The organism is Ruegeria sp. HKCCD9138, from assembly GCF_057220975.1.
This window is the reverse complement of sequence record NZ_JBWVAZ010000001.1, coordinates 74761-87093: the sequence shown is the minus strand read 5'-3', so window position 1 is coordinate 87093 and position 12333 is coordinate 74761. Positions and strand designations below refer to the sequence as shown.

At 57.6% G+C, this 12333-nt stretch carries 13 protein-coding genes and 1 pseudogene; 6 read left to right on the top strand and 8 right to left on the bottom strand.

Going from position 1 to position 12333, the window contains the following annotated elements; genetic code table 11:
* Positions 1-32 precede the first annotated feature (32 nt).
* From AC2TEL_RS00440 to AC2TEL_RS00425, 4 genes are read right to left on the bottom strand one after another with little or no spacing between them, the layout of a single operon-like run.
* Complete coding sequence (locus tag AC2TEL_RS00440) at positions 33-1067, bottom strand: TRAP transporter substrate-binding protein (RefSeq protein WP_480842509.1); 1035 nt, start codon at positions 1065-1067, stop codon at positions 33-35.
* Positions 1068-1120: 53 nt separating this feature from the next.
* A complete protein-coding gene (locus AC2TEL_RS00435) occupies positions 1121-2440 on the bottom strand; it encodes a TRAP transporter large permease (RefSeq protein WP_480842511.1) in 1320 nt (439 codons plus the stop codon).
* The gene (locus tag AC2TEL_RS00430) at positions 2437-3021 is read right to left on the bottom strand and encodes a TRAP transporter small permease subunit (protein WP_480861902.1); all 585 of its coding nucleotides are present in this window, start codon (positions 3019-3021) and stop codon (positions 2437-2439) included. The genes AC2TEL_RS00435 and AC2TEL_RS00430 overlap by 4 nt, the downstream gene beginning before the upstream one ends.
* Positions 3018-3794 carry an N-formylglutamate amidohydrolase gene (locus tag AC2TEL_RS00425; RefSeq protein WP_480861903.1) on the bottom strand — a complete coding sequence of 259 codons (777 nt, stop codon included), beginning with the start codon at positions 3792-3794 and terminating at the stop codon, positions 3018-3020. The genes AC2TEL_RS00430 and AC2TEL_RS00425 overlap by 4 nt, the downstream gene beginning before the upstream one ends.
* Before the next feature lie 120 nt (positions 3795-3914).
* On the opposite strand from AC2TEL_RS00425, the gene AC2TEL_RS00420 reads away from it, so the two are divergent.
* Positions 3915-4784, top strand: a complete 870-nt coding sequence (locus AC2TEL_RS00420; RefSeq protein ID WP_480861904.1) for a MurR/RpiR family transcriptional regulator — start codon at positions 3915-3917, stop codon at positions 4782-4784.
* A gap of 68 nt (positions 4785-4852) precedes the next feature.
* Positions 4853-5608: pseudogene (locus AC2TEL_RS00415) on the top strand (hypothetical protein); the annotation flags it as partial.
* 7 nt (positions 5609-5615) lie between these two features.
* Here AC2TEL_RS00415 and AC2TEL_RS00410 read toward each other — a convergent pair.
* Positions 5616-6290 (bottom strand): TIGR04283 family arsenosugar biosynthesis glycosyltransferase, encoded by a 675-nt coding sequence (locus AC2TEL_RS00410; RefSeq protein WP_480901374.1) that lies wholly within the window; start codon positions 6288-6290, stop codon positions 5616-5618.
* A gap of 73 nt (positions 6291-6363) precedes the next feature.
* On the opposite strand from AC2TEL_RS00410, the gene ygfZ reads away from it, so the two are divergent.
* Together ygfZ and AC2TEL_RS00400 are read left to right on the top strand one after the other, a co-directional pair.
* Positions 6364-7101 (top strand): CAF17-like 4Fe-4S cluster assembly/insertion protein YgfZ, encoded by a 738-nt coding sequence (gene ygfZ, locus AC2TEL_RS00405; protein ID WP_480901373.1) that lies wholly within the window; start codon positions 6364-6366, stop codon positions 7099-7101.
* A 109-nt stretch (positions 7102-7210) separates the two neighbouring features.
* Positions 7211-8155, top strand: a complete 945-nt coding sequence (locus tag AC2TEL_RS00400) for an ABC transporter transmembrane domain-containing protein (protein WP_480901372.1) — start codon at positions 7211-7213, stop codon at positions 8153-8155.
* A 53-nt stretch (positions 8156-8208) separates the two neighbouring features.
* Here AC2TEL_RS00400 and efp read toward each other — a convergent pair whose 3' ends face one another.
* A complete protein-coding gene (efp, locus tag AC2TEL_RS00395) occupies positions 8209-8772 on the bottom strand; it encodes an elongation factor P (RefSeq protein ID WP_480901371.1) in 564 nt (187 codons plus the stop codon).
* 218 nt (positions 8773-8990) lie between these two features.
* Here efp and AC2TEL_RS00390 point away from each other — a divergent pair, with 218 nt between their 5' ends.
* Positions 8991-9311, top strand: coding sequence for a DUF6280 family protein (locus AC2TEL_RS00390; protein ID WP_037310273.1), 321 nt, complete (start codon positions 8991-8993; stop codon positions 9309-9311).
* A 69-nt stretch (positions 9312-9380) separates the two neighbouring features.
* Here AC2TEL_RS00390 and AC2TEL_RS00385 read toward each other — a convergent pair whose 3' ends face one another.
* Positions 9381-9950 carry a cobalamin biosynthesis protein CobQ gene (locus AC2TEL_RS00385; RefSeq protein ID WP_480901370.1) on the bottom strand — a complete coding sequence of 190 codons (570 nt, stop codon included), beginning with the start codon at positions 9948-9950 and terminating at the stop codon, positions 9381-9383.
* A 60-nt stretch (positions 9951-10010) separates the two neighbouring features.
* Here AC2TEL_RS00385 and AC2TEL_RS00380 point away from each other — a divergent pair, with 60 nt between their 5' ends.
* On the top strand, positions 10011-11468 hold the full coding sequence (locus AC2TEL_RS00380) for a cobyric acid synthase (RefSeq protein ID WP_480901369.1): 1458 nt from the start codon (positions 10011-10013) through the stop codon (positions 11466-11468).
* A gap of 2 nt (positions 11469-11470) precedes the next feature.
* On the opposite strand, the gene AC2TEL_RS00375 is transcribed toward AC2TEL_RS00380, so the two are convergent.
* The gene (locus AC2TEL_RS00375) at positions 11471-12301 is read right to left on the bottom strand and encodes a hypothetical protein (RefSeq protein WP_480901368.1); all 831 of its coding nucleotides are present in this window, start codon (positions 12299-12301) and stop codon (positions 11471-11473) included.
* Positions 12302-12333: the final 32 nt, after the last annotated feature.

Here is a 12333-nt window from a genome sequence, read left to right as displayed (position 1 = left end):
GCCGGAAGCCTCGCGTCGGGATTGCGCGTTTCTTAGCCGTAGCGGTAAGGCCGTCCGGCCTGTTGCATGACTTCGTTGTATTTCTTGAAGATATCGACCACCTTCGCCTTGGTTGGGCTTTCGGCCGCGATCTCGTCCCAGAACTTCACGGCAGCCTGTTCGACTTGCGCCCATTCCTCATCCGGGATCGTCGTCAGTTTCAGCTTGTCGCCGTTGACCCGCAGGCTGGCTTCACCGCCCCAATACCACCATTGGCGATAGTAGTGCGACTGATCGCAACACACTTTAAAGAGGGTCTGCAGATCCTCGGGCAGTTCGTTCCAGCGATCCATGTTGGCAAAGAAGTGACCGGCCCATGCACCCGAGACGTTGTTGGTCAGGAAGTAATTGGTCACGTCCGCCCAGCCGACGGTGTAATCCTCGGTGATGCCGGACCATGCGATACCGTCCAGTTCGCCGGTCTGCACCGCGACTTCGATATCTTCCCAAGGCAGGGTGACGGGAACCACGCCGAACTGGCTGAGGAACCGGCCCGCGGTGGGGAAGGTGAAGATGCGTTTGCCCTGAAGATCGGCCAGCGAGTTGATCGGGTCCTTGGTGGCAAAGTGGCAGGGATCCCAGGCGCCTGCGCTGATATGTTTGACGCCGACCTTGGAATATTCCTCATCCCAGATCTCGTTCAAACCGTACTGGTTGAACAGAACGGGCACATCCAGCGAGTAGCGCGACGCAAAGGGGAAGTATCCGCCAAACACCGTAACTTCGGTCGGAGAGGCCATGGAGTCGTCGTCCGACTGAACCGCATCGATGGTGCCTTTCTGCATGGCACGGAAAAGCTCTCCGGTGGGTACCAACTGGTCGGCATAGAAAAGCTCGATCTGCATGCGGTCGCCTGCGATCTGGTTGAACATTTTGATGGCTGGATCAATCACGTGTTCGGCCAGTGCCGGCCCCGCATAAGTTTGCATACGCCACGTAATCGTGTTCTGCGCCAAGGCCGGCGCTGCCAGAGGTGCGGCCGCAACGCCAACACCGGCGGTTTTCAGAAACTTACGTCTTGTCGTCATGTCTAATTCCTCTCCGTTTTAAGTTTGCGTGCCCGTTTTGGTGGGCCTTCTTGTTAATTTCCGTAAATGTAACCGGGCAGCCACAGGGCGATTTCCGGGAATACCATGATGATCACCAATGCCAGAACCATCACCGCGACAAAGGGAAAGATCGAGCGGTAGATGTCCCTCAGGCTGATCTCGGGTGGCGCCATCGCGCGCATCAGGAACAGGTTGTAGCCGAAGGGCGGTGTCATATAGGCGATCTGGGTGGTGATCGTGTACAGCACGCCGTACCAGATCAGATCAAATCCCAACGCACCGACCAACGGAACATAAAGTGGGGCCACAATGACCAGCATTGCCGTGTCGTCAAGGAATGTCCCCATAACGATGAAGCTGAGCTGCATCAGGATCAGGATCATCCAGGGGGAAAGACCCAACTGTTCGGTAAACAGGTTGTCGATGGCCTTCACCGCACCCAGCCCGTCAAAGACGGCTCCGAAGCCCAGCGCGGCGAGGATAATCCACATGAACATGCAGGAAATCGCCAGCGTCTGTTTTGTGCAGTCTTCGAATATTTTCCACGTCATCCGACGTTTGATGACCGAGACAACCAGCGCCGTCAGCGCCCCAATGGCCGAGCTTTCGACCAGCGAGGTCCAGCCGTTGACAAAAGGCACCATCATTGCCGCGAAGATGATCAACGGCAGCGCCCCGGCCCCAAGTAACCTGATCTTCTCAGCACGTGGCACTTCGTGCGCGTCTTCCATTGCGGGGCCGAGATGCGGCTGAATGCGGCATCTGATCCAGATGTACAGAATGAACAAACCGGCCATCAGCAACCCCGGAAGGATACCGGCCAGCCATAGCTGCCCTACCGGTTGACGCGCGATCATGGCGTACAGAACCAGCACGACAGACGGTGGGACGAGGATTCCCAGACTGGACCCCGCCTGAATGACACCTGTCACCATGGTCTTGTCGTAGCCACGCCGCAGCAGTTCCGGCAGCGCAATCGTCGCGCCGATGGCCATGCCCGCCACGCTGAGGCCGTTCATGGCCGACACCAGAACCATCAATCCGATGGTTCCAATCGCCAGCCCACCATTCACCGGCCCCATCCAGACATGGAACATCCGGTAAAGGTCATCCGCCAGCCGGCTTTCAGACAGCACATAGCCCATGAAAATAAACATCGGCAGAGTCAGCAGAGGGTACCATTTCATCAGCTTCATCGCGGCCGAGAACGTGATGTCCTGCCCACCCGTGCCCCACAAGGCCAGCGCTGCAATCGTAGCCACAGCACCGATCGCACCAAAGACACGCTGACCTGTGAACAGCATCAGCATCATCAATGCGAACATGAAGATGGCAATAAATTCCTGGCTCATGCCCGACGGACCCCGATTTCTTGCCCGTTGATCCGGGCTATGTCTTTGAAAAATTCCGATATCGCCTGCAGCAACATCAGGAAGAAGCCGAATACCATGATCGCCTTTATCGGCCAGATGTAGGGGCGCCACGCCGTTGATGAACGCTCAAGCCGACCGATTTCCTCGGTACCCGTTATCAGCCCGGTGAAATACGAAATCGGCGCATCGCCCCAGTAGCCAAGGCTGTAGGCGGTCGACCCCAACCCTCCGTAGAAAAGCACGGCAAGGTAAAGGATAAGAAGGATCACCGTGAAGGCGTCGAACCACGCTTTCTTGCGCGGGCTCCAGTTGTGATAGAACAGGTCCATCCGCACGTTCGAGCCCAGCTGGATCGAATACGGCCCTCCTACGATGTAGTAGGTGACCATAGCGAACTGCGCCATTTCCAGCGTCCAGAGCGACGGCAAAAAGAAGGTCTTCGAGATCGAGGACCACAACAGGATGCCCATCATGACGAACAGGCCCCACATCATGACACGGCCAATCCGGTAGTTGATAGCGTCCACCACGCGTACGTATCCGGCCATCATCCTGATCATGCCAGCCCCCTTTCGCGTAGTGCCGCCAGGGTTCGTTCGATCCAGGGAGCGAGCCAATCCGCCATTCCCCGCTGTTGTTCCGGTGTGCGGATCAGATCATTCCGGATTTCGATCATCACGTTTAGCAACCCGCTGGGGCCAGCCTGAACATCCAGCGTATGGGCGACACCATCCGCAGCAGAATATGGTTCATTCAACCGCGTGACATAGGGCAGATCCGTCGGCGCCATTGTCATCATCGTTTCGGCAAAACGACTGTCCGCGCCATGCAACAGACCCAGCTCAACACTACGGTTTTCACCGCGATAAACCGGGGTGAAGCTATGTACGGTGACCATCAGGTCCAGTGTTTCGCGATGCGTGGCGATTTCGTTCGACAGAGCCGCCGCAAATGGCGTGTAAACCTGGGCGACCCGCTCTGCCCGTTTTTCAGGCGTCAGATTGGCGTTGGCCGGTATTTCTACATCTTCACTGCGCGCCGGCATGGCATCCGCAGCTTCCGGCGGGCGGTTGCAGTCATAAACCAGACGCGACACGCCGCCGTAAACCAGGGATGCCGACATCTGGTCCGCAAGTGCCCGCGCCACCGGTAACGCACCCGGGTCCCAGGCAATATGGCTGTGCAAAGCAGCTTCGGCCAAACCCATATTCCCAAGAAACTCTGGCACCCGATTGGAGGCATGTTCGCAAACTACAAGAACCGAGGGCCTGCCCTCGGCCTGCGTTTTGTGAACGACCGGTCCAAAGTCGGTTTTGCTGTCCTGCGATTCCATGCGGAAAAATCTCTACATTCGCCATTCACCTGTCAATAATTTTCCTGTACAAATTTCTCCAGACTTGATTGCAGCGTCAAAAATTTCACATAAACGGACTGCAACCAACGGAGGATCCTTGTGCGGGTAACTGAAAAACTCCTGTCGCATCGGGAAAAAATGACACCGTCAGAGCGGCAATTGGTAAACGTGCTGCTGGACGATTACCCAATGGCGGGTCTGGGCAGCATAACCGAGCTGGCCAGTGTGGCTTCGGTCTCGACTACCACGGTTGCACGCATGTTGCAGAAAACCGGCTTCGAGGGGTATCCGCAGTTTCAGGCAGCGGTGCGGGGCGAGGTCAAAGAGATGATCTCTGGGCCCGAAGCCAAGCGCGACGTTTGGCAGAACGACCTGCCGGAAGAACACATCCTGAACCGCTATTCCCGCCAGGCGCTGGAAAACCAGAGACGGTCGATCGACGAGGTTGACCCGGAAGAGTTCGACAGTTTCTGCCGTCTGCTCTGCGATCCGAAACGGCGTGTATTTATCACCGGCGGACGCATCACCGGAACGCTTGCCCGATATCTGTACCTTCATCTGCAGATGATCCGTCCGGATGTGAAACTGCTGGCGGACGCTGCGTCCTGGACCCATGATTTGCTGGAAGTCCGCGAAGGCGATGTATTGGTGGCCCTGGATGTCCGTCGTTATGAAAACACCACCCTGCTGATCGGACAACTGTGTCACGAGCGCAAGGCCGAGGTCGTCCTGTTGACGGACCAGTGGCGATCCCCGATCCACCGACTGGCGAAACACACGTTTGCGGCCCGCATTGCAGTGCCTTCCGCGTGGGATTCGATGGCTTCCCTGCTGGTTCTGTTGGAATGCGTCATCGCCGAAATGCAGGGGCGTCTGTGGGACAGCGTCAAGGATCGCACGGACGAGCTGGAACAGGCTTTCGACCGGACCAAACTGTTTCGCAAATTTGGTCAAAGCTCAGGGTCGTGAACCCCTGATAAACTACAACAGCGCGTGAGCCCTGTTGCCAGCCTGCGCGCAGCTCTTACACTCGGGCCATGACTTTTGTTACCGAGAACCAATTGCTGCTGCTGATCGTCTTCTTTCTGATCGGTTTCGTCGGAACCGGATTTCTGTTCCGCAAACCGGCCGGGCACCGGGCCTGGAAACTGGCCGATCTGGTTTGGGTTGTTCTTGGTGGTGTCGGTGCCCTTGTGGCCGTGCTGGCGGGCCTCTACACGTCGGACAGTTCCCGGCTGGATCGCCAGATCGATGTGGCCTATGCCGCAACCTTGGCATTTGACCGCGACGCTGCGCGGTTCAGGCTGCGGTTCTGTGATCCGGCATTTGACCCCGATACAGCCGTATTATGTGACAAGGTCGAGTTCCTTTCCGCTTCGACCGCCAGTAACGCGGATTTGCCCCTGTTCATCGCCGTAACCAACGAGGTTGCGCCTTTGCAGGGCTTGCAGTTTCTGTTCGGACGCCAAGCCAAGGACGAAATGGACGAGGCTCGCGATATGGCCGCAAAGGCCGACGCCTTCGACATCGAACAGTTTCTGGTTTTCACCTCGCTTGATGACGCCACACAGACGGCCATAGACAACATGCGCCGCAAAGTACCCGCTATCGCCGGGGATTATCTGATCCTCGCCCAGAGCTATGACGATCTGATTGAGCAGGTCGGCAAGCTCAAGGATGAATGGGAGTATCTGCAGGCCAACGCGCATATTCTGGTGTTGCAGATCATCGCGCTGTGCCTCGTCAGTTTTGCAGCCCCTTTCCGTCTGGGAAAGTCGATTGTCGAATTGCGCAGCACCTTCAGCGTCGATAAGCCCGCGCCAGCCTCTCCGGATCAGCCCCCAGATAATAGCGTGTCAGAGTCCAAAGATTCCGCGCCCCCCGGCGTATCCAGCCCTGACGAGTATAGCGTTCCGCACTCGTAACGGCGACGGTCTTCAGAAGGGCCGCACGCGGCAACGCCCGGACCAGCGCCACATCTTCCATCAGAGGCTGATCCGGATAGCCGCCAACTGACCGGTAATCCTCTTGCAGGACCAGCAACCCCTGATCCCCGTAAGGCAATCCAAACACCCTGCTGCGCAGATTTGCCCAGCCTGCAACCCATCTGGCACCAAAACCGCCCACACGGAAGCGAAGCCTAAAGGCAGCCGGAGAACGCGTCTCGAGATGTTCGCCGACAACCTCACTCCAACCCGGTTGCAGGTCCGTGTCTGCGTGTAGGATCAGTATCCATTCCCCTTTGGCCGCCGCACAGCCCCGTCGCAACTGTCCACCACGCGAGGGGTCGCCTGCAAACATCCGGGCCCCGGCCTCTTCGGCGATCTCAAGCGTCGCATCATCTGATCCGCCATCAGAAATAATCAGTTCGCGGATCATGCCGGCATGCAAGCCCTCCATCAACGACAGCAGGGTTCTGGGCAGATCAGCGGATGCATTCAGGGTCGGGATTACAACACTGATCGGTGCGGACACGTCTGTTACCCTCTGGTCATGGCAGCGAGATCTCCTATATCACGGAGCCAGACCAAATGACGAGGATCCACCCATGCCCAATCGCCGCATTTTGCGCCTGACCGGGACGGACACGGACAGCTTTCTGCAGGGGCTGATCACCAACGATGTCCAGAGGCTTGAAAACGGGCTGGTTTACGCGGCACTGCTGACGCCTCAGGGCAAATATCTGGCCGATTTCTTTCTGAAGCGCGACGGTGACGCGGTCCTGCTGGATGTAGCGGATGAACTTGCAGATGGACTGGCCAAACGCCTGTCGATGTACAAGTTGCGCGCGGACGTGTCGATTGAGGATACCGACCTGAACCTGCAGCGCGGCACGGGCGATGCCCCGGAGGGCGCCCTGCCCGACCCCCGGCATCCGGATATGGGTTGGCGCGCCTACTCATCTGCGCAAGAATCTGAAGACGGAACCGATTGGGATGCCATCCGCGTGCGCCACTGCATCCCGGAAAGCGGTATCGAACTGACATCGGACAGCTACATCCTGGAATCCGGGTTTGAGGCTCTGAACGGTCTGGATTTCAAAAAAGGCTGTTATGTCGGACAAGAAGTCACTGCCCGCATGAAGCACAAGACCGAGTTGCGCAAAGGCCTTCGCACGGTGGAGGTGTCCGGGGAGGCTCCGGTCGGGACGGAAATCCTGTCAGATGGAAAACCGGCCGGAACGCTGTTCACGCAATCCAACGGAAAGGCTATCGCCTATTTGCGCCTGGATCGCGCCCGCGGGGATATGCAGGCTGGCAGCGCAAACCTGCGACTGACGGACTGACACTTGTTGCCTCAGCGGCACGCCCCTGCCCATTCAACTTCCAGCGCATTTGAACCTGCCGGACGGCGCGGTATCACTGAATAGAATGGTATCGTGAGGGAAATCGAGCATGTTTCGCCTGTACACGGCGATCTGGCGCGCCAGCGCCGGGCGGCAAATCATACTCATCCTGCTATCCTTGGCCGTCGCGGCACTTGCCGCTGTGCCGCTGGAGTTTCAACGCGACATCATCAATCACCTCACTACAGACGATGTCGATACAGAACGATTGTTATATCTGGGCGGGGGAATGATGTCCGTGATCCTGCTGAGCCTCGCGTTGAAATGGGTGCTGGGCTACCGCGCAGGAACTCTGGGCGAGGATTTGATCCGCATGATCCGCCAACGCCTGCTGGTTCGCACGTCGGACCTGAACGACGAGGGCCAGCCATTCCGCAAAGGCACAATGACCACCGCAATCTCTGCCGAAGCAGAAGAGCTGGGCAAATTCGCCGGTGGCGCCTTTTCCGATCCCGTCGTGCAAATCGGAACGCTGATCAGCGTGATCGGCTACATCTCATCGACGCAACCCGGATTGGGCCTGATCGCGTTTTCGATGATCGTTCCACAGATCATCATCGTCCTGGTGTCTCAGCGCAAAGTGAACGTGTTTGTCGCCGAACGTGTCCGCATTCTTCGCAACTCAACCGATCGCCTGACAACCGAGGATATCGACGCGGTGGCACGGGACATCGACGCCCTGTTTGACGAAATCTACGAAACCCGCCGCAGGATGTTCATCTGGAAACTGTCGGCCAAATTCCTGCTCAGCGTGATCAACGGTGCCGGAACAGTGGGTGTTCTGATGCTGGGCGGCTGGCTGGTGCTTGAAGGCAGAACCGACGTCGGAACGGTGGTGGCCGCCACCAGCGGACTCAGCCGTATACAGGGTCCGACCGCATTTCTGATCGCCTTTTACCGGCAGGTCAGCGCAAATCGGATTAAGTTCGAGTTGATGCTGGAATTGTTCGGCCCCGACCCTGCCCGCTATCGCCGCCCACGGCGCAGGACATGAAAAAAGACCGCGCAGCATGGCTGTCACGGTCTTTGTTGCCTTAGCGCCAGAACCTATGCGCGTTCGGAATATTCCATGGTTTCGGTGTTCACCACGATCATTTCGTCCTGACCGATGAACGGCGGCACCATGACCTTAACTCCGTTGTCCAGTACCGCTGGCTTGAACGAATTCGCGGCGGTTTGCCCTTTGATCACCGGCTCGGTCTCGACGATCTTGCAGGTCACTTTCTGCGGCAGCGTCGCATTCAGCGCTTCACTTTCGTAGAATTCGACCACAATTGTCATGCCGTCCTGCAGAAACGGGCGGCGTTCGCCCAGAAGATCCGCAGGCAGTTCGATCTGTTCGTAGGTTTCAGTATCCATGAAGACCAGCATACCGTCAGATTCGTACAGGAACTGCTGATCCTTCTGTTCCAGGCGAACGCGCTCAACCTTGTCAGCCGAGCGGAAACGTTCGTTCAGCTTGGATCCGTTGCGCAGGTTGCGCAGTTCGACCTGGGCAAATGCGCCGCCTTTTCCGGGCTTTACGTGGTCCACTTTGACCGCCGCCCACAGCCCGTCGTTATGCTCAAGCACATTGCCGGGGCGAATTTCGTTCCCATTTATCTTGGGCATTACATAAATCCTTCACAAACGGTTGATGCGTCAGTTGGCGTCCCTATATCTGGCGTGACCACACCTGACAAGACAACGAGACCTAGTGCTGCACTTGCAGCAAGCTATGCAAATGACGCAACGCAACTATGCATTTTAGGTGTATCCGAATCGCACCTAATAGGTCATAAGGACCGTCACGCCGAAAATGCAAGAGCAAGAACAACAAGGAAGACGAGATGAGAGATTTCGTTGACGGCACTGCCTTTAATAACGAACAGGGCAATCGTGCACGCAAACTTTTCGCGGCCGTTGTGTTGGCTGCACTTGATGACGCTATTGCCGATGACAAGAAGTATGGCAACGGCCCGGAACAGATCGCCCGCTGGGCACGATCGCGCGACGGTCGTGAAGTGTTGTCCTGCGCAGGTATCGACCCGAACGAACGGGTTGTCAGCGGATTGATGGAATTCGTTGGTCGTGGAGTGCGTACCTCGGTGGCATTGTCGCGCGAAGAAAGCGAGCGTCGCAACGCCGCTCAGCAGGCCGAAGCCGCCTGATACAAGGCGACTTCTTATGAAAAAACGCGCTCCTGCCTTCGGGGCGCGTTTTTCTTTTGCCCAACAGCTTCAGAAGTACAATAACCATTGTCGCGCCACCCAAAGCTCGGCCACCAACAATGCGGCAAAGAAAAGCTTTGCCCACAGCGCAATCCCGCGCCTCCACAAGATCAGGTATGAACCCGAGCAGACCAGGACGCCCATTGGCGCGACCAACAGCGCGTGATGAGAGCTATCCCAGTAGCTGACCGGGCTGTGAAAAACCCAACCACTGAAAGGCCAGAATTGCGGTCTGCCATCGCCTGCGTGCAGCAGGAAATCCATCGTCAGATGCAAAAACCCTGACCCAGTCACCGCGATCCATACCCGCGATCCGCTGAACAGAGCGATTCCGAGAGAAAGACCCCACAGGACAAACGAATTGTCGATGGCAAAAACCGTCTGCCAGGCCGGAGAAAAATAGAGCTCACCGAACACCACCTGTTCGGGGATATTCAGAACGAAAAGCGAGACACCCGCCAGCAGATAAAGGGACAGGTCGGGTATCAACGACCCCAGCAGTGCCGCTGCAAGCATGCGTCCCCTGGCCGGGCGGGCAAAGGCGGCTGCACCGATCAAAAGATGCGCGGGCGTGTTCATCAGGGGCTTTTCCTTTGCCCGCAAATCGGGTCATCTGCGCGTCAGCATAGGAGACAGGCCATGGTTCGGTCCATCATGATTCAGGGCACCGGCAGCAACGTCGGAAAATCGGTTTTGGTGGCCGGGCTTGCACGCGCCTATACCCGCCGCGGTTTACGCGTTGCACCGTTCAAACCGCAGAACATGTCGAACAATGCCGCCGTCACCGAAAACGGCGGCGAAATCGGTCGGGCGCAGGCCTTGCAGGCTCGCGCGGCCAATCGTCCAACGCATACGGACATGAATCCAATCCTGCTGAAGCCGGAAACTGACACCGGCGCTCAGATTATCGTGCAAGGCCAGCGCGCCGGTACGATGAAAGCGGGGGACTATCGCAGGGACAAATCCAAGTTGCTGGATGCTGCGATGCAGAGCTTTGACCGGCTTTGTGCCGATGCCGATCTGGTTCTGATCGAAGGCGCAGGCAGCCCGGCCGAGACCAACCTGCGTAAGGGAGATATCGCCAATATGGGCTTCGCCTGCGCCGCCGGCGTACCTGTCGTTCTGGTCGGTGACATCCACCGGGGCGGCGTGATTGCTCAGATCGTTGGCACAAAGGCGGTGTTGGAAGACGGCGACATTGAGATGATCCGTGGTTTTGCGGTCAATCGGTTCAAGGGTGATGTCTCTCTGTTCGATGAGGGACGCGACGACATCGCCGCGCGGACCGGCTGGCCTTGCCTTGGTGTAGTTCCGTGGTTTCAGGACGCGTGGAGGCTGCCTGCTGAGGATATGATGGATATCCGCTCGCATACCGGCGGCGCCTGCAAAGTGGTGGTGCCTCAGTTGGAGCGGATGGCCAATTTCGACGATCTCGATCCTCTGTCAGCCGAACCCGGCGTGACGGTCGAGATCGTACCGGCCGGACGTGCCCTGCCTGGTGATGCGGATCTGGTTCTGTTACCTGGCAGCAAGTCGACGATCGGTGATCTGACGTATTTCCGCGCGCAGGGGTGGGATGTGGATTTGTACGCCCATGTGCGTCGCGGGGGCCACGTATTGGGGCTGTGCGGCGGTTACCAGATGTTGGGCAAAACCATCTCGGACCCGGACGGTGTCGACGGGCGCCCCGGTTCGGTTGAAGGTCTGGGACTGCTGGATGTGGAAACCGTCATGGCAGGTCAGAAACAGGTCACTCTACGCACGGCTATGGCCCTTCCCGGCGGTGAACCTGTCAGCGGTTACGAAATCCACATGGGGCGCACTGAAGGTCCCGATTGCGCTCGCGCATGGTTGCAAATCGAAGGGCGCCCTGAAGGCGCGGCCAGTGCCAACGGGCGCATCCGTGGCAGCTATCTGCACGGTATTTTCACATCCGACGCGTTTCGATCCAGCTATCTGTCAAAGCTTGGCGTCAATTCCGAGATCGCATATGAAGACGGTGTCGATCAGGTATTGGATGCACTGGCCGATCACCTGGAACGGAACATGGATCTGGACCTGTTGCTGTCGCTGGCCCAGACGCCCGGTCGGAAGTGAGTCTACTCTACTTTCTGGGCCATCATTGCCCGGTAGATTTCGCGCCGAACCATTTTGCGCAGGTTCCGTGTGATCCGTTCCCCCAAAGCACCTTGCAGTTCCTCCCGCACGACCTGCGCCACGAATTCGCGCAAAGCTTCTTCATCGGGGAATTCGGCGGAAGATTGCGCATCCTCATTCTCAGAAGGTGCGGCCTCTGCCTTGTCGGAATGGCGAATAAAGGTCAAACGAGACTCCCCCGCAGAATCGGCCGCGTCATTTTCAGTCTCTTCCGACTCGTCAAACCCGCCGTGGACTGACCAGTTCATGGACCGCATCCGGGTACCGGAGTAATCGTCATTGCTTTCGCCGTCCGGTTCCCACTGATCTTCGGTACGGGCAATTGCTGCTTCCAACGCTTCAATCTTTGCGCTCAGACTACCGGCCAGATCCCGTTTGGCGTCACCACGTTCCGGGCCAACATTGCCGTCTTCGGAAACTGCCTGCTTTGTTGTTGTCGCTTCGGTCGATGGCGCGGCTGCCTCTGACTGAATAGCGTCGCAAGGCTGCAAACGCATCGGTTCTTTAGGGCTTACCGACGCGTTTGCGGCTTCTGCTGGTGTGGTGGTTTCTGCGCTGTCCTCAATGGTCAGCTTCAATGGCGTGGGTTTTTCTTCGGGCATCGGTTCATCACCAATGCGCAATGCATCGGTCAGAACCAGCCTGCCCGGTTTTCGTGCCGGAGGCGTCGGAATGAAGATAAACTCCGATTCCTCGCGCCCATCTTCGTTGACCAAACGTTTGATCGACGACAGAACATCCTCAGCATCTGTATTCACAAGACTATCTGACATTTTTTTCTACCGCTCTCAGCCCTGGCTCAAGT